The organism is Priestia veravalensis (genome assembly GCF_001457055.1).
In the GTDB taxonomy this organism is placed as follows: domain Bacteria; phylum Bacillota; class Bacilli; order Bacillales; family Bacillaceae_H; genus Priestia; species Priestia flexa.
The window spans coordinates 1-21,440 of sequence record NZ_KQ758686.1 but is presented as its reverse complement, the minus strand read 5'-3'; the positions used below and the strand labels follow the sequence as shown (position 1 = coordinate 21,440).

24 protein-coding genes, 1 pseudogene and 1 riboswitch are annotated in these 21,440 nt (G+C 36.2%); of the genes and pseudogenes, 4 read left to right on the top strand and 21 right to left on the bottom strand.

Translation table 11 applies throughout. The annotated features are described in order from the left end of the window. Nucleotides 1-305 (bottom strand): annotated as a pseudogene (locus tag AS180_RS17315) (IS701-like element ISPlan1 family transposase); the annotation flags it as partial. Between the two features lie 213 nt (nt 306-518). Between AS180_RS17315 and AS180_RS17310 the strand changes: the two are divergent. Together AS180_RS17310 and AS180_RS17305 are read left to right on the top strand one after the other, a co-directional pair. After that, entirely contained in the window at nt 519-839 is a 321-nt protein-coding gene (locus AS180_RS17310; RefSeq protein ID WP_309599132.1) for an RNA polymerase sigma factor, read from the top strand. Then, nucleotides 811-1,695, top strand: coding sequence for a DUF4030 domain-containing protein (locus AS180_RS17305; protein WP_025909857.1), 885 nt, complete (start codon nt 811-813; stop codon nt 1,693-1,695). The genes AS180_RS17310 and AS180_RS17305 overlap by 29 nt, the downstream gene beginning before the upstream one ends. 260 nt (nt 1,696-1,955) lie before the next feature. Here AS180_RS17305 and AS180_RS17300 read toward each other — a convergent pair whose 3' ends face one another. From AS180_RS17300 to AS180_RS17240, 15 genes are all read right to left on the bottom strand, one after another. Further along, complete coding sequence (locus AS180_RS17300) at nt 1,956-2,186, bottom strand: hypothetical protein (RefSeq protein WP_025909858.1); 231 nt, start codon at nt 2,184-2,186, stop codon at nt 1,956-1,958. 38 nt (nt 2,187-2,224) lie between these two features. Beyond that, on the bottom strand, nt 2,225-2,692 hold the full coding sequence (locus tag AS180_RS17295; protein ID WP_139325226.1) for a hypothetical protein: 468 nt from the start codon (nt 2,690-2,692) through the stop codon (nt 2,225-2,227). 396 nt (nt 2,693-3,088) lie between these two features. Continuing rightward, a complete protein-coding gene (locus AS180_RS22775; RefSeq protein ID WP_153301192.1) occupies nt 3,089-3,253 on the bottom strand; it encodes a hypothetical protein in 165 nt (54 codons plus the stop codon). 90 nt (nt 3,254-3,343) lie between these two features. Continuing rightward, nucleotides 3,344-4,327, bottom strand: a complete 984-nt coding sequence (locus AS180_RS17290; RefSeq protein WP_062687198.1) for a DMT family transporter — start codon at nt 4,325-4,327, stop codon at nt 3,344-3,346. 128 nt (nt 4,328-4,455) lie between these two features. Next, nucleotides 4,456-5,103 (bottom strand): GntR family transcriptional regulator, encoded by a 648-nt coding sequence (locus AS180_RS17285; protein WP_025909861.1) that lies wholly within the window; start codon nt 5,101-5,103, stop codon nt 4,456-4,458. Nucleotides 5,104-5,238: 135 nt separating this feature from the next. Beyond that, nucleotides 5,239-6,021, bottom strand: a complete 783-nt coding sequence (locus AS180_RS17280) for a YtvA family blue-light photoreceptor (RefSeq protein WP_062687197.1) — start codon at nt 6,019-6,021, stop codon at nt 5,239-5,241. A gap of 162 nt (nt 6,022-6,183) precedes the next feature. Beyond that, nucleotides 6,184-6,672: a QueT transporter family protein gene (locus AS180_RS17275; protein ID WP_025909863.1), complete on the bottom strand. Its 489-nt coding sequence runs from the start codon at nt 6,670-6,672 to the stop codon at nt 6,184-6,186. A gap of 8 nt (nt 6,673-6,680) precedes the next feature. Next, nucleotides 6,681-6,725: riboswitch (PreQ1 riboswitch) on the bottom strand. A gap of 133 nt (nt 6,726-6,858) precedes the next feature. Further along, nucleotides 6,859-7,020, bottom strand: a complete 162-nt coding sequence (locus AS180_RS22770; protein ID WP_156413503.1) for a hypothetical protein — start codon at nt 7,018-7,020, stop codon at nt 6,859-6,861. 117 nt (nt 7,021-7,137) lie between these two features. Continuing rightward, the gene (locus AS180_RS17270) at nt 7,138-7,974 is read right to left on the bottom strand and encodes a formate/nitrite transporter family protein (protein ID WP_025909694.1); all 837 of its coding nucleotides are present in this window, start codon (nt 7,972-7,974) and stop codon (nt 7,138-7,140) included. A 55-nt stretch (nt 7,975-8,029) separates the two neighbouring features. Continuing rightward, entirely contained in the window at nt 8,030-8,800 is a 771-nt protein-coding gene (gene cobA, locus AS180_RS17265) for a uroporphyrinogen-III C-methyltransferase (RefSeq protein WP_025909693.1), read from the bottom strand. Nucleotides 8,801-8,864: 64 nt separating this feature from the next. After that, complete coding sequence (gene nirD / locus AS180_RS17260; RefSeq protein WP_025909692.1) at nt 8,865-9,191, bottom strand: nitrite reductase small subunit NirD; 327 nt, start codon at nt 9,189-9,191, stop codon at nt 8,865-8,867. A gap of 23 nt (nt 9,192-9,214) precedes the next feature. Further along, the gene (nirB, locus tag AS180_RS17255) at nt 9,215-11,629 is read right to left on the bottom strand and encodes a nitrite reductase large subunit NirB (RefSeq protein WP_025909691.1); all 2,415 of its coding nucleotides are present in this window, start codon (nt 11,627-11,629) and stop codon (nt 9,215-9,217) included. Nucleotides 11,630-11,927: 298 nt separating this feature from the next. Then, nucleotides 11,928-12,863 carry a metal ABC transporter substrate-binding protein gene (locus AS180_RS17250; protein ID WP_025909690.1) on the bottom strand — a complete coding sequence of 312 codons (936 nt, stop codon included), beginning with the start codon at nt 12,861-12,863 and terminating at the stop codon, nt 11,928-11,930. A gap of 2 nt (nt 12,864-12,865) precedes the next feature. Further along, entirely contained in the window at nt 12,866-13,747 is an 882-nt protein-coding gene (locus AS180_RS17245; RefSeq protein ID WP_025909689.1) for a metal ABC transporter permease, read from the bottom strand. After that, nucleotides 13,744-14,493: a metal ABC transporter ATP-binding protein gene (locus tag AS180_RS17240; protein WP_025909688.1), complete on the bottom strand. Its 750-nt coding sequence runs from the start codon at nt 14,491-14,493 to the stop codon at nt 13,744-13,746. The genes AS180_RS17245 and AS180_RS17240 overlap by 4 nt, the downstream gene beginning before the upstream one ends. A gap of 1,415 nt (nt 14,494-15,908) precedes the next feature. Between AS180_RS17240 and AS180_RS17235 the strand changes: the two genes are divergently transcribed. Next, nucleotides 15,909-16,484 carry a GNAT family N-acetyltransferase gene (locus AS180_RS17235; protein WP_062687196.1) on the top strand — a complete coding sequence of 192 codons (576 nt, stop codon included), beginning with the start codon at nt 15,909-15,911 and terminating at the stop codon, nt 16,482-16,484. A gap of 234 nt (nt 16,485-16,718) precedes the next feature. Here the strand turns inward: AS180_RS17235 and AS180_RS17230 are convergent, their stop codons facing one another. The 3 genes from AS180_RS17230 to AS180_RS17220 all read right to left on the bottom strand — a co-directional run bounded on the left by AS180_RS17230 (nt 16,719) and on the right by AS180_RS17220 (nt 19,164). Further along, nucleotides 16,719-17,018 (bottom strand): hypothetical protein, encoded by a 300-nt coding sequence (locus AS180_RS17230; protein ID WP_025908859.1) that lies wholly within the window; start codon nt 17,016-17,018, stop codon nt 16,719-16,721. A gap of 15 nt (nt 17,019-17,033) precedes the next feature. Continuing rightward, nucleotides 17,034-17,705 carry a hypothetical protein gene (locus AS180_RS17225; RefSeq protein ID WP_062687195.1) on the bottom strand — a complete coding sequence of 224 codons (672 nt, stop codon included), beginning with the start codon at nt 17,703-17,705 and terminating at the stop codon, nt 17,034-17,036. Between the two features lie 265 nt (nt 17,706-17,970). Further along, nucleotides 17,971-19,164, bottom strand: a complete 1,194-nt coding sequence (locus tag AS180_RS17220) for a coiled-coil domain-containing protein (RefSeq protein ID WP_175384213.1) — start codon at nt 19,162-19,164, stop codon at nt 17,971-17,973. 1,172 nt (nt 19,165-20,336) lie between these two features. Between AS180_RS17220 and AS180_RS17215 the strand changes: the two genes are divergently transcribed. Continuing rightward, nucleotides 20,337-20,693, top strand: coding sequence for a hypothetical protein (locus AS180_RS17215; RefSeq protein ID WP_025908862.1), 357 nt, complete (start codon nt 20,337-20,339; stop codon nt 20,691-20,693). 152 nt (nt 20,694-20,845) lie between these two features. On the opposite strand, the gene AS180_RS23290 is transcribed toward AS180_RS17215, so the two are convergent. Together AS180_RS23290 and AS180_RS17205 are read right to left on the bottom strand one after the other, a co-directional pair. After that, nucleotides 20,846-20,986 carry a hypothetical protein gene (locus tag AS180_RS23290; RefSeq protein ID WP_025908863.1) on the bottom strand — a complete coding sequence of 47 codons (141 nt, stop codon included), beginning with the start codon at nt 20,984-20,986 and terminating at the stop codon, nt 20,846-20,848. A 166-nt stretch (nt 20,987-21,152) separates the two neighbouring features. Further along, on the bottom strand, nt 21,153-21,386 hold the full coding sequence (locus AS180_RS17205; RefSeq protein ID WP_062954773.1) for a hypothetical protein: 234 nt from the start codon (nt 21,384-21,386) through the stop codon (nt 21,153-21,155). Between the last annotated feature and the right edge of the window lie 54 nt (nt 21,387-21,440).

Sequence of the window (21,440 nt, the reverse complement as noted above, 5' to 3'; positions counted from 1 at the left end):
GTGTCATCCAGTAGTAGAAAAACCGGTTCATCTTGATCCATTTTTTGAAGAATCTGTTCTTGGGTCTGTCGAAGCAGGTAGCCTTCATTCCATGAACCTTTTTTCAAGAAATGGCCAAGAGTCGTACGATGTTTCTTTTGATGACTAAACGAATGAATTTCCGTTAGTTTACCTGTAAACCCCACACTCAACATCCCATCTATAAAGTGGGTTAAGTGGTTGATGACAGGTTTTGAGAAATAAAAGGGCAGCTTCCATTTTATTAAGCCATTGTAGATTTCTTCTTGATGTGATAGTCTATTCATTGGACAAATAATGCTCCTCTGGATGGATGATTGGGTCAGAGCTTTCATTCTAAACCAGGTTTGCGTATTTGTCTTTTTTATTTTATAAGATGGAAATATTTTGAACTGAATTTACTCATTATCAGGTTTTATTTTTATTAGCAATCAACTAAACTTTTTATTGATAAAAATAGATATAAACCACAACTTTTCTCTAACTCTTTCTTCTAAACAATAGATTTTAACAAAAAGGAGCGTCAATCACTTGGTCGATTTACCAAAAAACAGATTTCTCTCTGGTACGATCAGTACGGTGAAGCAGTCTTTAAGTTTATCTTTATGATGATTAAAGACTACCAGCAAGCAGAAGATTTAACCGAAGAAACCTTTGTAAAAGCATACGTTCATATCGATGCTTTTCAAGAAACAGCGGACATTCTAAACTGGTCAGAAAGCAAAGTGAAGTCTACTTTATTTCGGGCACTGCACGGCTTAGAACGACAGCTTCTGAAGGGAGATTATGAATATGACAGCAAACCAAGACAAACGCAATAAACATATTTTCAAAGAGTTAGATGCAAGCTTTTCGCTGAGCGAATCAACGAGGAAAAGAATGAAGCAAAATATTATGGTGGAAATTGACCAAAGAGCTACAAGAATTCATTCACCTGTCCGAAAGAAACCGTTTCAAAAGAAGCTGCTTTATACAAGCTTAGCCACATGTCTACTAGCAGCTTTGTTTATTGGTTCAACCTTTGTCTCACCTGCCATGGCTCAGGTAGCTTCTAAAATCCCTTACCTTGGAAAGCTTTTTGAACCTGAACCAATTACAGATATAATCTTTGATACCTTAGAGAAACAAAACTATAAAGTAAGCAGTGTAGGAACTGTTTATCCAGACGGCAAAATCATGGATGACATACAACGAACATTGAAAGCTAAAGGATACCATTTAGTAACGATTGGAATTACTACTCATGTTGATAAAGATAATCACGATAGCTATTCTATTGACCTGGAAATAGCGGATACAGAAACAAGAACAGACGCTATAAAAAAAGAAGCGCAACAAATTTTAAAGAAATATGATCAAGCAAACACGGACATTACATTTACAAAAGTAAACGGACCAAAACGCGAACAAGACGGACGCTGGGGAACAATCGTTACCACAATAGGGGATGGTTTACTAAGCAAAAAGAAATATGAAGTCGTTGGAATTGGTTATTCAGTTAACCCATCTCCGCACCTAAACATTACAATATCTCGTCAAGAAGAACCGCAGCTATTTGCAAAAGAACTAGAAAAAGTTGTAGAGGAATTTTTAGAATCAGATAAGATGAAGAAACAACTTCAAGGTGATTCATATGAAGTTATTATTCAAAATGAAGCTGGGGAAAGGTTAAACTAGTTTCATAAAAAGCACCTATTTTAGGTGCTTTTTTGTGTCTACTCTTTTACAGGTTAATACAGTTCGTTCCCCTTGATATAGATGGGCGCCTAAAATTTCTAGTGAGACAATAATTCTTTTTCCATCCACTAAAATAGTTTGTTCAAAAGCTCTTAAACTTATAAAATTAAAAGTAATAGTTATCTCAAATAGATACTAGGTTGTAAAAACAAAAAGAAGTCAATCTATATTCAGATTGACCATTTAAAAGAGTAATTACATCACCCTTTTTTATTTTCTATCTCTTCTGATACTTTATGAATGCTTTTTATATTTAGAATCCATAGGATACTTACTCCTACGTAATATATGCCTATTATTGATAGATTATCTGATAAATTAACCCAAATAGGTTTTGATAAGCCAAAATGCCCCCAAATAACAGCTATAAGGAAAAAGGTTAAAGGAGTGACCAGGTGGACCATCCCATATAAAACTTTGCTAAATTTCATAATTTATTCCCCCTTAACTTTTAACAATTTCTTTCTTACTATCCATGTTTATAGGTGCACACTCCTCCATAATAAATTAAAGTGCCTGCTAAACCAACAGCATTTGAGCCTACGGCAAACTTCACTAGTAATTTAGCCGCTTCCTTATAAGCTTTCTTTTCAAGATATGCCCATAACCCACCTTCAAGTGCAGCTGTGACCATCGCTACTCCGAAATGGTCTTTTATAGCTCCTATCATACATGATTTCCAAGCTTCGTTTGATGCCGTTACCATTAAATTCCCATTTCTAGATTTTGTGTTTTCAACTGGCTGAAGACCAACCGTTAACATCTCAATTTCATCACGGACTTCCTTTCCAAATTCATCTTCAATCTTTTCAAAGTCAAATGTTCTTAGTCCATTTTCTACGACCAAAGCTTCTTCCATCAAGAACTCAAGTTGAGCTGCTAATTCCTCCACTAGTTCTTCTTCCGCAGGAAATCCTTCAGATCCTTTTGCTTGCAAAGGAAAGCAGAAAGCAACAAAAAGTGCAAGTATCAATGTTGGGACACAAGTTAATCTTATTGCTTTGTTATTTATCATTCTCCCTAACTCCTTTTTGGTATTTTATTACACAAATTTAATATTAAAGCACATTTGAACCTGCTTCATTATGAAAATATAAAAAAGGAGAATCGATTCAAATTAATACAAGATAATGGATTGATTAGGTAATAAAAGCATTAGTTAAAAAATACTAAAAACTCTTCACATTAGCATTTAAAGGGCTTTCATATAATAAATAACTTTTTTCAAATATTCATGTAGTACAGATCTAAGCTTTCCCACCAAAATCAAAACCACAAGAAAAAACCGAGAAGCATTTACATCTTCTCGGCCTACTTTTACTGTAAGAGCTTCCTATATATAATACATGAGAGAATCGTCTTGCTCACTCTGCTTGTTCATATTTTGTGCATGTAACGACTGCGTAGATTGGACCTTATTAACGCGCTTCTGACGATTGGAAAACAGTAAACAAACGGAAAGAACGGAAGCTACTAAGCCTACAATTAAGGCACTCACCTGACATTCCTCCTTTATAGAATATATATATTCTATTTTACCACTAATGTACGTAAATGAAGCCTTTTTCTCCAAAATTTCCATCTGCTTTTACAGAGTTGTTGCTTGCTTCATTTCTTCCTTCGTCTCTTTATTCCCTTTCCTACTCGATACGTAGCTATTTAGCGCCATACCAACAATAACAAGTACAATTCCAATGCACGAAACGTATGTAGGTAGCGGCATGCCAAGCAGAATCATTTCGCCAAGTAGCGCAAACAATACTTCAAGCGACTGAGTAGCTTCGACTGCTCCGAGCTTTTTCATATCACCTTTGACCATATTGGTTGCTGCAAAGAATAAGACCGTCGCAATAACGCCTGAAAACAAAGCAACCCAGCCCGATTGAATGACCTGTGAGGTGCTAGGTGGCCCAGCGGTAATCAAACCATAAATCGCTAAGATAATCCAAAACGGTAAACTTGCAATTGTCATTCCGAGCACGCGCTGGTAAGCATCTAAGCGGTTGGATACAACCACCATCATCTTACGATTGCCAAGCGGATAAGCAAAAGAAGCAACTAAAATTGGCAATGTACAAAGCAGTACGCTCACAAGCGATAGTGTTGTTGCGTGTTCAATTTGCATAATGGCGACGCCAAGTAAAATAATGAGGGCCATCGCTAAGCTTTTAAAAGGTATTTTTCCTTTTACTTGAATAGGTCCCTTACTCGTTTGAATCGTTTCATAAAATAAAGGAGCTAGAAGCGAACCTGAGATAATCGTAATTTGCCACGTTCCCGCAATTAACCAGCTCGGACCGTAAGCACTCGCATAGCAAAGCGGCGCGTAGAATAACCCAAAGCCAATCGTGCTCCACATAACCCACTGCATTGGCGCTTTTTTCATTTCCGCAAACGTAGCGGAAAGTTTTTTCCTAGCGATGACGATGATCAACAGTAGTGGAACCATAAAGAAAAAGCGTAAGGAAGCACTCCAAATCCAGCTTCCACCTTCAACTTCCATCATACGATTTAAAACAAATGTAAACGCAAAGAAAAACGCCGAGCACACGCCTAATATAATTGGCTTCAATTCCCTAACCCCCGTATGTAACACATAATAATGTAAATAAATTGTAAAACCAATATATCGCATTTTGGTTATTTATTCAACGCTATTTTTAACTCATAAAAAAGAGCCCTCACGCTCGTGATGACTCTCTACGCTAATAGCTCTCCAAGGCTTAGCCAATTTTTCTCTACGAGATTCGCTGCTTGGAGCGGTTCCTGACTTTGACACACCTCAATAATTCCTTTGTGCTCGCTTACTGATTTGAATCCTTTCTCAGACGAAAACTTAGCTACTTCCAACCGGTAAATTTTTGACTCACTGCGCTCTAGTGCTAAGAGAATTTCAGGGTTATTCGCAGCTTCTAAAAACACGCGGTGAAAGGCTTGATCTGCTTCGATGGCGCCGATGATATCATGCTTTTCCACCGCACTCTGCAGCGCAGCATTATGATGAGCTAGCGCTTTGAAATCTTCTTCTGTCAGATGCGCAACGGCAAGCTTAGTTGCCAATGCATGAAGAACGGCAACTACGGTAAACGCGTGCTTGGCTTCTTCAGGGTTTAACGAAGATACTTTAGTAATGGAGCCTGGAATCGATTCAACAAGCCCTTCATCTTCCAAGCGTTTTAACGCTTCTCTTACCGGCGTTCTGCTGACGCTAAATTTTTCAGCTAGCTCCTTATCATTCAAGCGCTGGTCCGGTGGAAACTCTAACGTAATAATTCCTTGCTTTAAAGTTTGATAAATTTCTTCTCGCAATGATAAACGTTTAATGGGTTTAATCAATTCTCTTTTCATAAAACCAATATATCAAATGCTGGAAGTTTGTTCAATTCTGTACTTAGTCACCTTTTAAGTTAGGCTTATATGTATATATTACCATTTATAAACAAAAAAAATCCGCATTGTTTTACGGACTTTTTCGAGAACTTATTATGCATACCCAAGCGCTTTTAAAGCGGCTTTGACATGCGTATAGGTTTTTAAGACTGTAAAGTTTACTTGAAGGTCTCTCATTTTTTTCGCTATAGAAGGCATGATGCCTGTTATGATTACCTGCGTTCCGGTAATGGTAATTAAATCGTGCAGATTATACATGTAAGCTACTACATCTTCATCCATTTCCAATAAACCTGAAAAATCGATAATAAAATGATCATCTTTACTTTCATCAATGTATGTTGATACTTTGGATGCAATCATATGATATCGCTGTTCATTCAAAACACCAACAATCGGTAGAACAGAAACCCCGTCTTTCACTGGAACAATTGGCGTTGACATCTCCTGCATCCTTTCATAGTAATCATAAATCACTTCTTCTTGCTTCATTTTCCCCGTAATGTCCTTTTGAATCCCAATAAAATAAAGCTCATCATCAATCCATATTGGATCAATAAATAAGTCGTTCCAAAAAGGTTGGCTTTCTTTTGTATAGTTTAAAATTTGTACATTGACCGACTTTTTTTCGCGGATAGCATCTCGAATTTTTCGTACCGTATCTCGGTCGGTATTTTCCCCTTGTAAAAAGCGGCAGTTCTGTCCTACGATTTCTTCTTTCCTGTATCCGGTCATATCCAGAAAACCTTGGTTCGCATAAACAATCGGATTATCGGGCAAAGCAGGGTTGGTTAAAATTAATCCAGTTCTTGTAAAGTCTAGGGCTTTTTTAATAAATGCTAGTTCTTCTACCTTATGATCATCATTTGCAAGCAAGCTCTTCTCTCCTTCTCAAGTATAGTATAAAACATGACTTTTACTATGTATTAACGTACTTAACAACTTCTCTCTAATTCTGTCATATCTTGTGTCTTTTTTCTATAAATTAAAACCATTTAAATATGAAAAAAGCTTACATCTCTGTAAGCTTTTGTAGTATTAATCGATTAACTTTGTAAAGTTTACGCGCTTATGAATTGCCAGCATCACTGGAATTCCAACAAGCATCACTACAAATTCACCAATCGCAGTTGTTAACCATGTTAGTAAAAATGGAAAACCTAGTGCTAAATGAAGCTCAAACGCGATGATAAACATCGTAAACGTAAAGATCAGTGTATTGGTAACCATACGAGCAACCGTGCCCTTGGCAAACTTCATCGCAAAGATCATCAGTAATAAGGAAATTAAAGATTGTCCTACGCCAAATACCAAATCATACGCCACCATTGGTGAGAAGAATAAATTGGCTAAAAATACGCCTAGCACAATTCCATACAAATACTTCTTATTAAAAATAATCAAATGATTAAACATTTCCGCAATACGGAACTGAATATTTGTAAAGCCAAACGGCTGAATAAACATCGTTACCGCAATATACATTGCCGCAATAATACCGTTGACTGCAAGTGTTCTTACATTCATGCTGCATACTCTCCTTAGTTTTTTTACGTGGGATGGTTCCGAACCACGTCTTACGCAAATACTAAAGAATCATACAGCAATAAATTATATTAGTCAAGTATCTCAACCCTCTTTCGGTTACTGATCAAAATTCAATCTAAAAAGAGTTTGGGACATAACAAAATGATGGCTTCTAAATGACGAACACTAGCTGTTCCCATCTCTTTGGTTTGTCTCAACACATTCGTTCCATTGCGCTACGGCCACTCGCTTTCCGCGGGGAGGAACCTGAACTTCCTCGCTGCGCTGCGGGATCTCCATTTTCCCTCTCTTTCCCGCAGGAGTCGAGTGTCCTACGTTCCATTCCACCCTGTTTCCAACATTGTTTTCACAATCAACCAAAAAACCTGAACGATTAAAAGTTATGAACTCTCAATCGTTCAGGTATAGTAGAGGCTGAACTACTTATGTCTCAGTCTCTTTCTGTTACTTTGATAATGTTTCTTCTTTAACGATTTTTGGAATTTTCACTTCTTGAATACGCCCTTTTTCCATTTGCTTTTTATTGATAAACCAATATACGCTTCCTACAAATAAAGCGCCGCCTACAATATTCCCAAGCGTAACCGGGATCAGATTATGTAGCAGTCCAGCTAATGATATCGTTTCAGGGTGCGGATGAAGTAAAGCCAAACCAAGGAATGTCATGTTTGCAACGCTGTGTTCATAGCCAGATGCAACAAAGGCAAACAGCATCCAAAAAACTAACATAATTTTGGCCGCATCGCTTTTGGTTCTCAAAGCTGTCCAAATGGCTAAGCAGACGAGCCAATTACATAAAATCCCTCGAAAAAAAAGTTCGCTCATTGGCAGGTTCATTTTCTTTGCTGCGGTTGTCAGTAATAAATGTGTATCGCCTACTCCTTTAAACAAACCAGTTCCAACGATTAAGAGACACAATACGAACGCTCCCAATCCGTTTCCAACAAAGCACCACAGCCAATTTTTCAACGTATCTTTCCACGTAGTAGCACCTGATAATGTACTGATTGTATAAAACATATGATTGCCTGTAAACAACTCGGCTCCGGCAAACATAACAAGTAGTAACGCAATGGCAAACGATAAGCCCATAACTAGTGAGACTATTGGTAATGATGCTTCGGCTAACGGAGCACCAACTGAAAGAGCTAATACTACACCAATTCCGACATAAGCACCTGCAAGTATAGACAACAGTAAATAGCTCGGCAATTGTTTATTCACTTGATTTGTTTTTTGACGAGCTATGTCCGTCATAGACTCGATTGACGCTTTAAACACGCTTATCCCTCCCCTATTTCGTTAAAATTCTCTGATAAATTATATAATAAAAATATTACGCGTACACTTCTTGAAGTTTGGACTTTGAGAACCAGGAGAGAGTCGCTGATTGTTTTACCACTTCTCCGACCACAATCAGCGCTGGATTACTGACTTGTTCACTAGTGGCTATTTCTACAATCGTTCGCAGCGTACCAATTAAAACCCTTTGGTTAATAGAAGTACCTTCCTCAATCACCGCCACTGGTGTCTCTATGGACTTACCACCAGCTAAAAGCTGTTCACAAATATACGGTAAGTTTTTAACTCCCATATAAATAGCAAGCGTATCAACGCCTTGAGCTAGATGATGCCACCTAATATTTTCCGGAGTTCCAGTTAAACCGTGTCCGGTCACGATTGCAAATGAACGGCTTAACTCTCGATGGGTGACAGGGATTCCAGCATAAGCAGGAGCAGCAATCCCCGCTGTAATACCGGGGATGATTTCAAACTCAATGTGATGCTTAGCTAATACTTCAGCTTCTTCGCCTCCTCGCCCAAAAATGAAAGGATCTCCACCTTTTAGCCGTACAACTATCTTTCCTTGCTGGGCGTAATGTAATAATAAATCTTGAATGACTTTTTGAGGAACACAATGATAACCAGGCGTCTTTCCGCAATACACAAGTTCTGCTCCCCCTTTTGCATAGTGTAAAAGATCAGGATTTACCAGCCGATCGTATAAAATAACATCTGCTATTTCTAAACACTTTCCTGCTTTAATGGTTAACAACTCTGGGTCGCCCGGTCCCGCTCCAACAAGATAGACTTTTCCTTGTCTCATTCTCCGCTTCACTCCTTCGGTATAACTATGATGGCATGTTTAATAGATGATTTACAACAGCTTATTAATCTTCTAACCACAGATATACAAGCTCTTCTTCAACAGATGTTCGGTATGACTTTACTAAGCCAGTATCAGGTTCATGAACACGCCCGTTGTCCAAACAAATTTTCCAATCATGCATAGGGCAAAATACCGAATCACCGCTCACTATTCCTTCACTTAATACGCCACCTTTATGAGGACATCGGTTATCAACGGCCTGAATTTTACCGCTTGATAGCTTAAAGACAGCAATTTCTTTTTGATTCACTTTCACGGTTTTACCTAGGCTTTCTGGAAAATCATGAATTGACCCAAGCAACACTTTTGTTATGTTTTTGTTTACCATCTTTTTCTCCTCCATTTGTTTTGTTATGATGTTACAACTGTCTCAAACAATTCTTTTTTTGCTTGCTTGTTCTCAACGATTTCCTTCCATGGATCTCGATACGTAGATAAGGCTTCATCTATACGAAGGTTTAGTTTCTTTCTTTCCTCTACATTATCAAGAATAGCCTGAACGTTTTTAATACCGATTCGTTCAATCCAAGCTGAAGTACGCTCTAGATAATTTGCCGTTTCACGGTAATATTGTAGATAAGCTCCTGTAATTTCCATTAACTCTTCGTCTGTTTTCACCTTATATAGCAAATCGCCTCCTCGTAAATGAGTGCCTCCATTACCACCAACATAAATTTCCCAACCACCGTCTATTCCAATAAAGCCAATATCTTTAAAGCCTGATTCAGCACAGCTTCTTGGACAGGCCGATACAGCCATCTTTACTTTATGAGGAGTCCATAATCCTTCAAATTTCTTTTCCAGCGCAATCCCTACTCCCATCGAATCCTGCGTACCAAAGCGGCAAAATTGTTCTCCAACACACGTCTTCACCGTTCGAAGTGATTTGCCATAAGCATAACCAGAAGGCATATCTAGCTCTTCCCACACTAAAGGTAAATCTTCTTTCTTTACACCGAATAAATCTAAACGCTGTCCTCCCGTTACTTTTACAAGCGGGATGTTGTATTTATCAACCACGTCAGCAATGCGTCGTAAATCATCTGCGTTCGTGACACCTCCGTACATTCGAGGAACAACAGAATACGTACCATCCTTTTGGATATTAGCATGCATACGTTCATTTACAAATCTAGATTCTCGTTCATCTACATAGCCAGTTGGATTCACCATACCTAAGTAGTAATTCAATGCTGGACGACACTTAGAACAACCTTCTTCGTTACTCCATCCAAGCACACTCATCACTTCACGCGTATGAGATAAGCCTTTTGCTCGAATTTCCTCTACCACCTCATCTCGAGAAAGAGATGTACATCCACATATCGCTTCCTTTTGAGCTGCTCCATCAAACTCACTTCCAAGCGTGTGCTGAAGCAATTCAGCAACAAGCGGCTTACACCCTCCGCACGAACGTGAAGCACTCGTACAGGCTTTAAGCTCATCAACTGATGTACAGCCTTGATTTTGAATAGCTTCTACAATCGTTCCTTTCGATACGCCATTACATCCACAAACAATATCATCCGCACTCATACTTGCTACCAGACTTCCGCTTCCTTGCCCGCTTATTGGTTGTAGAATTGAAATCTTCTCCACTTCCGATACGTCCTGTTGCTTTTGAATCATGGAAAACAAGCGGTTTCCATCACGGCTGTCACCAAATAAAACGGCCCCTACAATTTGATTTCCTTTTAAAACAATTTTTTTGTAAATACCATCTTGCTCATCGAATACCTTGATCGATTTCTTTTGTTCATCTTCTATAAAATCACCGGCTGAAAAAACATCTACGCCCGATACCTTTAACTGAGTGGATAGAACAGACCCTTGATAAGGACGTACATCTCCTCCACAGATCGTTTTAGCTAGTACTTTTCCTTGCTCGTAAAGAGGAGCTACCAACCCATAAACCATACCTTTATGCTCTGCGCATTCGCCTACGGCATAAATGTTGGCACTACTCGTTTCCATATAATCATTTACCACAATTCCACGGTTGATATGAAGACCCGCTTTTTGAGCAAGTTCAGTATTCGGTCGAATGCCTGCTGCCATTACTACAAAATCTGTTTCCAATAGGCTTCCGTCTGAGAACTTTAACCCTTCTACGCGCTCATGACCCGTGATTTCTTGGGTTTGTTTCTCAAGCAAGAAACTCATCCCTTGCTGTTCTAACTCTTGTTGAAGCAACTTTCCAGCAGTCAAATCCAACTGACGCTCCATTAAATAAGAGGATAAATGAACAACCGTTACATCCATTCCTAAGTTTAAAAGTCCTCTCGCTGCTTCTAAACCTAATAATCCGCCTCCAATTACAGCTGCTTTTTTATACTGCTGAGATGCTTTTACCATTTGATTCGTATCGCTTATATCTCGAAACGTTGTAACGCCTTCTTTCTCTACTCCTGGAATTGGAAGAATAAATGGCAGAGAGCCCGTTGCTATGATCAGCTTATCGTAAAATTCAATCCTCCCTTGATCCGTACGTATTTCTTGATTAATTGAGTCAATGCTTATAACCTTTTCTTCTATATAAAGAGTAATATCGTTCTCCTCATACCAGTTCCAGTCGTTTAGCGTAATGTCTTCTACGCTTGTATCCCCTTGTAATACTTTAGATAACAAGATGCGATTATAGTTTGGATGTGGCTCACTCCCAAATACAGTGATATCAAATATTTCAGGGGACAAACTAATAATCTCTTCAACTGCTCGAATTCCAGCCATCCCATTCCCAATTACGATTAACTTCTCTTTTCTCATACTTCATTTCTCTCCTTTGCCTTCATTATTTTCGACTAAAAGATGCATTTAAAATGAATGTTTGAGTCTAATTTAAAGCAATTTTCCGAAAAGTTAAACAATTATGTTATATAATCTAACATATTTTATTAGTTTATTGAGTAAAAACCACCATCGACTTTTCAATTTTTTACTAATAAGCAAAAAATATCCAAACGATCGAAAGTGTTTAACTCGCGATAGTTTGGATATATCATTAGCTGAAATATTTATGACTCAGATTCTAGTATAGCGTTGAATTGTAAAAAAAACAGCTCACTTATTCTTGTAATCCATTAATAATCGTTTCCGTATTCCACTTCATCATTTTTAAATACGTGTCTCCGTCTTCCCCTGGTTTCCCAAGCGAATCGGTAAAAATTGTGCCAGCAATCGGAACCTGCGTTTCTTTGGATACCGTTTCCATACTTCGTTTATCTACGCTTGTTTCGACAAATAAAGCTGGAATGTTATTTGTTTCAATTAAACTTACCACGTCTCGAATTTGATCGGGCGTACCTTGGCTTTCTGAATTAATTTCCCAAATATAACCTGTATTTATTCCGTATGCATTTCCAAAGTATTTAAAAGCTCCTTCGCTTGAGATTAAGAAACGCTTTTCTTCAGGAAGCTGTTGGATCTTATTTAATGTATCATCGTGTAGCTTTTGAAGTTCTGCTATATACTCTTTAGCATTTTTTTCATAAAATTCTTTGTTATCTGGATCCTCTTTAATAAGTGCTTTCTTTACATTTTCAGCGTATAGGATTCCATTTTCAATGTTCATCCACGCATGTGGATCAGGCTCTTTTTCTAATCCTTTTGTTTCTAGATAAATAGGTTTTACCCCTTCACTCACTCGATAAACAGGCGCGTTCTCACCTGATTTATCCGCTGTTTTCAATAATTTGTTAAACCAAGCTCCACCTTCTTCTAGATTTAACCCATTGTAAAATACAGCGTCTGCATCCGTCATCTTCATTACATCTTCTGGAAGCGGATCATATTCATGCGGGTTCTTTCCAATTGGAACCAAACTATGAATCTCAACTTTTTCTCCACCGATTTGATTAACAATATCATAGATAATGGAATAAGTCGTAACGACTTTCAATTTGTCACTGTTCGCTTCGTTTCCATTGGTGCCACTGGAACACGCAACTAGTGCAAAGACTAGTAGACTAATGACTGATAACAACCAAATTTTTAATTTCATCTTCATCCTCCAATCGACTTTGAGAGCTCAGCTCGATTTCTTTTTATTTTTATCATTCTCCAAAACAGCCCTTGTGAAGGTGAAAAGAAGAATGCTAACGCAAATAAGAATGTTGCCACAATAACAATACTTGCTCCTGAAGCAAGGTTATATGAGAAGCTAAAATATAGCCCTACTATAGAAGAAAGCGCTCCGATACCAGCTGCTAAATAAATCATGACCCATAACCGGTTCGTTAATAGGTAGGCCGTAGCCGCAGGCGTAATGAGCATGGCAACTACGAGAATAATTCCTACAGTTTGAAGAGAGGCAACTGTCACCATCGTCAAAAGAACCATGAGCCCGTAATGAATCCATTTGTTTGGCAAGCCGTAGCTTTGTGCCATAGTTGGATCAAACGTCGACACCAAAAGCTCTTTATAAAACACATACACCAAGCCCATAATAACGACACCGATAATGAGTGTAGTCCACATATCAGAAGAGCGTACAGAAAGCACATTTCCAAACAAGATGTGATAAAGATCAGAACTGCTTTTCATAAAGGTAATTAAAATAATCCCTATAGCAAATACGGACGTAAACATAATACCAATTGCCATATCATGTTTGATACGACTATTTTGACTAACAAAGCCAATTCCAATCGCAGTAATAACTCCCGTTAAAACTGCACCGATAAAATAATTCATTCCCATCATGTAGGAGATAGCAACGCCTGGAAGAACAGCGTGTGAAATTGCGTCTCCCATCAGTGCCATTCCTCTTAAGACAATAAAACAGCCAATCACTCCACAAATAACTCCTACCATAACGGACGTTAGCAACGCTTTTTGTAGAAAGCTATATTGCATCAACGCATTCATAAATTCTACAACCTTCATGATGAATGTACCTCCGTTGGATGATTAAAAAAGAGTTCTTGATTTACATAGGCTTTTACCATCACGGCTGGTTCGAGTACGCTATTTACTTCTCCATAATGAATCAATTCTTTATTCAATAATAATAATTTATCAAAATAGGATTCTGCTTTACTTAAATCGTGATGTACAACGACCGTTGTTTTTCCTTGTTGACGTAACTCTCGAAGAATAGTGATAATGGTTTCTTCACTCGTTACGTCTATTCCAACAAATGGTTCATCTAAAAAAAGGACCTCTGCTTTTTGAGCAAGCGCTCTTGCTAAGAATACGCGTTGCTGTTGACCACCTGACAGTTCACCGATCTGACGGTGTTTAAATTCTTCCATTCCTACTTTGTGCAAACACTGTAACGCCCAACTCTTATGCTCTTTCTTGGGTCTTTTCATTATTCCCAAGGATGGATACGTTCCAATTAATACAACATCTAAAACGGTAATCGGAAAATCCCAATCAATCGTACTTCGCTGTGGAACGTAAGCAATTTGTTTCCTAGCACTTCGAATATTCTCTCCCAGGACTTCAATATGTCCTTTATCATTTGGGATTAAATCCAAAATAGCTTTCATTAACGTTGATTTACCAGCTCCATTCGGACCAATAATTCCAATAAGCAGCCCTTTCTCAATCGTAAACGAAACGTCTTTAACCGCTTGATTACCTTGATACGATACAAACAAATCTTTTACAACGATTGCGTCAGTCATTTTATATACTCTCCTTTTTATTGGATTCATTTAAATTTTTTGCACACAGGCAAAACTCAGGTAAAAAAATATAATACTCACGTATTACGAGTATATCAATAAATATTTTTCCTAAGGGAAACTTTTTTATATTAATCAAATTATATAGCCCATATGCAATTTTGTAAACATCCTCTTATTAAATTTAGTGGAAAAAGCACTAAACATAGAGGATTACGCTAAAATCCACATCGTACATGTTTTTTATTCGGCTTAAAAAAGTGAAATAAAACGATTTTATTGATATTTTATGAATGAGGGAATAAAATGATACCAAATATTTTACCAAAGGAAACTTTTTAGACAAAGGTAAATTATTTAATAAAGATCCCCATCAAAAGTAGAAAAAAGAATGAGAGGTAGCCTAGAACTACTTCTCATTCTTTTTATTGTTATTTCATTGGAAGCTCTTGCACAGAAGGTTGACCAACTTTATTTATCTAGACATAAAAAAGAGCCATTATGTTTCCAACAATGACTCTCATACTTTTTTATTTTCTAAAGACTATTATATAGCATCATTATGACTATCTAGCGAAATAGGAGGTCTCTTTAAAGGAACCTTCCAGTGCCACCAGTTGAAGATTCTAGCGATGATGATACACCCAAGGAAGATTCCGGTACAAGTTCAATGCTATCCGCTCATTAGCATTGCGGGTCCTGCCGACCGTGCAAATAATTCTAAAAGAGTACTTACAAATGTTAATCCGTTTACAACTTATTTTGTCGGTTATAGCTCTTCCTCTTATATTATATAGTTTCATAACAAAGGATTATACTTTGCAGCCCTACGCGACGTTACTTTTCGGTTTAATCATGTTAATAATAGGACTGGTACAATTTCAAAATAAAAGTAAAGCTTTTTCTACATGTATGGTAATTACATGCTTAGATAAAAGGTGGATGACTTGCTCTTACACAATATAATATGATTTTATAATTTGTCCAGTGAAAAGATGGCAAAATAAAAAACTGTCTCCAGTAAAGAAGAGACAGTTTTTTATTTAAAGAGTTAAACGACATGATAAAAATGCAATTTGTAAAAAATAGTCTGACATTTAATATATCATATCTAACTAAAAAATCAATTATTTAGAGGGTAAAGCATATGTATAAAAGGTGCACTTTTTATACATTTGTTTGGGTTACGCCCTTGTATAAAACCCTTACGCGTCAAGGATGTATAAAAAGCTGCATAAATCAGAAACAAGGCCTCATCGAGAACCCTACTCCCATAAGGGTTCTTTTTTTTGTGTGTTCCGGAAAGAGTGATTATGTTAACTAACCTTGTATATCATATACATGCTTTCTTTGCATTTTTTCATTAATAATATATACTGATTTTAACAAATAAAGAAAAGTTAGGGAGTGCTTAAATGAATCCACTGTTATTAGATTTCCCTAAAGAATTTTATACTGAAAGGCTTTTTATAAGACTTCCTCTTCCTGGTGATGGAAAAGTTGTATCTCAAGCAATAAATGAATCTATTGAAGAATTAAAACCATGGATGCCTTTTGCCAAAAACAAGCAAACCATAGAAGAAGCAGAAATAAATGTTCGAAAATCTCATACAGAATTTTTACAAAGAGAAGATTTAAGGCTTTTAATTTTTCTCAAAGAGACGGGTGAATTCGTTGGATCTTCTGGTTTACATCGGATGAATTGGAATGTTCCCAAGTTTGAAATTGGTTACTGGATTAACTCTCGTTTTAGTAATAAAGGATACATGACTGAAGCTGTTGAAGGAATTATGAATTTTGCTTTAAAAGAATTAGGAGCTAAAAGGTTAGAAATCAGATGCGACTCAAGTAATATTAAAAGTCGTGCTATACCTGAAAGACTAGGATTTAGGTTAGAAGGTATTTTAGAAAATGATGGTGTATCAGCTGATGGGCTAGACTTGAGAGACACCTGTATTTATGCAATGGTTCTAAAGACTAGTTCAATTTAATGTATACAGTTTTAAAGTCTCTCTAATAAGCCTCTGCTTCTTAGAGAGACTTTATTTTTATATTTAGATTTCCGATAAATACGTTTTATGTTAACTACAAATGTATAAGATATAAAATCTAAAAACCAGAAAAACCAACCTGTGAGCTCTAAAGGTTGGTTTTTCTGTTACTGTAATAGACATTGTGGTAACAAAAAAGCCACCTATTAGTTAATAAATGGCTTCTTTAATCAGTTAACCTAAAACATAGAATAAGCATAGTAACAAAATATCAATAGGTAAACTAATACTTAGAAAAAGCAGCATATATTTTTTAGGTTCAGGGCCTCTTTTTTTGATGGAGAAGAATTCTACTCCTAAATTATTGATTGTAATCAGTAAAGAAAACATTACATAAAGTAAAACATTTTCCTTAAACATATGTGTGAAAAGTGGAGAGAATAGAATCAAAAAAGTAAACATCTGAAAAGACCCTCTTGCAAAAAGATCTATTTTACCGCCTAAAAACTCTTTAAAAGTGTTATCAGGATTCATGTGATCACCACCCTATTATGATAAACAGCCAGCAGTAGCACTAGCGCCTAGCCATACAGCTCCAACTCCAGTTCCAATAGCCCAACCTGCAGGTCCACTTACTCCTGCCACAGTCATTAATCCACTAAAAGCAGCAGTATGAGCAAAGCCAGCGATTGAAGCTGCTCCACAACCACTAATTCCTTGAATAGAAACTGTATTTGAAGATGATTTAGTTTCGCCTAATTCTTTAAAAATCTGTTCTTGTAACTCTTTACCCTCTGGACTATCTATAATCTCATTAAACTGTTCAACTGTAGCTGTTAACTGATTATATGCAGTAGAATCAAGGTCATCTTTTACCTTGTCCTTATTCTCAATGACTACTTGGTTCTCATCTTCATCAAATTTTACATATTTTAAAATATTATTAAGCTGTTCAACTGAACTTTCTAATTGATTGTAAACAGTAGAATCATTGAGGTCATCTTTTAATTCATCTTCATTAACAATTGTAATTTGATTATCGTCCTTATTAAATTCTAAATGCTCTAATACGGTATTAAGTTCTTCTTGTTCTGCTTTAGATAGTTCCGTATTTTCTGCTGCGTTTACATTTAAATGTGTTCCAAAAGCAGTAGATGTAAGTAATACACCAGCAGTTAAAATCGTAAATACGGAAAGTCTAATTTTCTTCATAAATGGCATCTCTATAAAATCCCCCAACCCCTAAAATATACTTTATATGTATTATCCTACCAGAAATTAAAGAGGGTGAATTGCATTCCTAGCAATTTAAAAATAAATTACTAGGAATGTTCAAAAATCAGGAATCTTATTGTAATTCTTAAGACTTAAAGAAATTCATCTACGGAGTCTAAAATCACCGAAATTTAACATATAAAGTGTGTCTTCTAGGAGCAATAACAACTTTAAGTTGTTTCTAATTGCCTTAAGGCAATTTTTTTACTATTTAACGGCTAAAATCTGGCCCTTGGTTTTTCGATCTATTTATATTTGTGCTTCTCATTCTTCTCAATTGATGTCTTTGTTGAGCTTGCTCTTGGCTACGAGTAGCTTGTTGTATAGCATTAAAAATCGTATTTAGTGCATTTATGTTGCTTTCATGTGTTTTTATTTCTTTTTCTAGCCATGGGACGACTGTTTTCTCCGTTGTGTTCATACGACTTTGTTGTTGTTGTAAATCTTGTCGTCCTTTGTAGCCGAGTTTTTTTAGATTTTCACGTCCATATTTAGCTTCACTTTGCAATTCTTCATAATCTTGACGAGCTTTTTTTGAGACAAGCCGTTTGGCTTTTTCTCCTGGGCTCCTGTCTAATTCATCAAGCTTTTTCTCCACACTGCTGAGCTTTTCTACTTCTTTACTCATAGTTGAGACATGTTCTTTCTCTATACGAACCATTTTCTGATGTTTTTTGAACTCGTCTAGCTTCTTTTGGTTAGCATCTAGACTTTGTTTGATGTTAGATAGTCTAAACTGATTCTGTTGAGCAATATCGTGATACTGTTCCAGCTTTAATGCATTGCTATAGGTGAGATACTTTCCAGCTGTTTTGAGATCTGGATAATGAGAGGTTATCTCACGGATTTTGGCTTGTTTAATAGCTTCTTCAGCTTGTAATAGTACTCTTGTTTCGACTTGAATTTGTTTTTTCTCATACGTAATTTGATTGAGTCGATTTTCCTTCTTTTGAGAGAATTCTTGATAACGCTGATAGAACTCTTCTTTGGTTGAAAAACGAAGCGTTTCTTTATGTTGTTGAATGCTGCTTTCATAGCTTTCTTTGTTACTTTCTAAATCAGAAATTTTATCAAGATGACGTCGTTTCATCATGTTATTCTCTTTGAGTTTAAACGGATTAAGGGACTTCTTAAGTTCTTCTACTTTTTCTTCGTTCTGCCCGATTTCACGCTCTAAATCGCTCACACGATCATAATAATTGCTTACGTTTAGGAATTGCTGTTGTTGTGCATGAAGGTGTCGTTCAATAGGATCATGACGGTCACTCATTTTGCGTAACTCTTCGTGGCGTGCTGTAATATCTTCAAAGGTAATAACCTTTTGACCTACTAGAGATGCAGCTTTTTGAATATAGGTTTTCTCTATATCCGTAGAGAAGCTGAATTGCTTCTCTTTTTCCTTCATTTTCTTTAAGTGGTCTTCTTTTTGACGACGATAAGCTTGTAAAAAAGGTTTTGGCTGGCTGTTTTTATTTATATCTATTTATACTTTATATACAAGCGTCGAGAGCTTTTTATTGAAGTAGAATTGACAATGGATGTAGATGAAGAAGTGCAACCCATGTTTGCCCTACATCCTTAGCAAACCTTCTTGTGTGTCTCTCTTATTTATCATTCTCTCTTTCTTTTTAGAGAATAAAGACAATGCCATTAAAAGTGAAACTATACGTATGTAATTTTCGTTTAATAGCTAATTCGAGAGTTATTACTTATAAAAACCAGTTTGTTTTGGATTTTACGATTCCCATAGTGTTGGCAGCTTTTGAGAGAAGTCTTTTTATCCGTAATCAGTTTGACCTTAAGTTTTGTATTTAATTTAGCTTGTTGATTCACCTTGCTCGCACTCATTAATAAATAAGTACGTAATATATGAACGTAGGTCAAATTGATCTTCACTAACAAACGTAGAAAAAATGTTTTTGTTTTCGCTCATTGAATTTCCCTCCGATATAAAAGTTTCTATTTCTACTATTCCCCAACTAGTAATCTCTTATACATATAATTTCATATAAATAGTTTTTCATTATGGATTGAAGTAGAAAGTTCCTCTTGTGGAATCTGTTTAAAATTTCCAATAACCCTTTACTAGCCCTATAGTGTGCAGGTATGTTTTACTATGGAAGAATGCAATATATATACTTATTTTATGCAAAAATAAGTATATCAAAATAAATTATAAAATAAGTTTTTTTTGTTGCACTGCCTTTTTAAAAAACACATCATCTAATACCGCCATATGAAAATCATACTATTTATTTACCTTTTACAAGGGATATCCCATATCAATAGTGGTATAAAAGAATGGATTATCTAAAAGAATTTCTTTTTATTTTGTAAATCAATTATTTTTAAGTTAATTAATGGTAATACTAATTTGTTGATCAAAAAACTAAATATTCCTCAAATTATATGAAATTTCATGATACAATACGTATTAAAATACAAAGATATGTGTACAAACTGGCTAATCGCTAGCAAAAATAATGAGAAATCAGAAGAAGAAATGATAAAGTTAATATCTATCATAAGTGTCTCCTATACCTATGTAACTATTAAAAGTGAAAAGGAGTGATTTTTGTGGATTTCGAAAACCAAAAAAAATTGCTGTTAGATTTACTGATCACAACATGGGAACTCAATGGATCTCAAGTAGCTTTATTTGCCAAAGAGCTGTCGGAACAATTCAATATCACAATAGACCCTTTTAAAGGAACTATAAAAGCAAATGAAGATGGACAAGATGTAACGCTAAGATTCCTATTAAACAACCAAAACATCAACGTTACTTCTATAAATTATGATGATAAGCAGTTTTTCATAAGAAACAATATTGAGTATAGGTTAAGAAGAATCAGTTTAAGAACAATATGTGAAGTCCAGTATAATGGAGAAGTATACATTCCGAGTTGGAAGGAATCAGTTATGCTTAGGTGACCAATGATTCGTCCCGTGTTAAAAAGAACGGCCTGCTTGTTACTGAATTTGAGATTTATGAGAATAACAACCCCTACCATCAATTTTAAAAAGAACTTCAAATAAAAAAACATAGGAAGATCTTGATCTTCCTATGTTTTCATTCATTTTATTCATCTATTTTGCTTCTTTTTCAAATACTCCGCACGAAGTTTTTCAAGTTGCTGCTTTTTATCAACTTTAGTATTTTTTTGTTTTTCATGATACTTTGTCATAGCCATCTGGCCTTTGGTATCCAATAGATATTTGCTCACTTTGTTCACCTACATTTCTTGTCCTTTAAAAATTACTTCACCAAATATACTATACCTTATTTTACTGAAGTAAACCTTATTATTTATTAATTAGTTTATTGCTAACTTTGCATATATCAGTAAAAACATTAAAAATGTAGTAAAATATTTCATTGCTAATTGGTATTTATTTCGTTGGGATAATCAAAACAAAATGAGTTTGGGACATAACAAAATGATTGCTTCCAAGAGACGAACAATAGCTGTTCCAATCTTTTTGGTTTGTCTGAACACGTTCGTTCCATTGCGCTACGGCCACTCGCTTTCCGCGGGGAGGAACCTGAGCTTCCTCGCTGCGCTGCGGGATCTCCGTTTTCCCTCTCTTTCCCGCAGGAGTCGAGTGTCCTACGCTCCATTCCACCCTGTTTCCAACATTGTTTTCACAATCAACCAAAAAACCTGAACGATTAAAAGT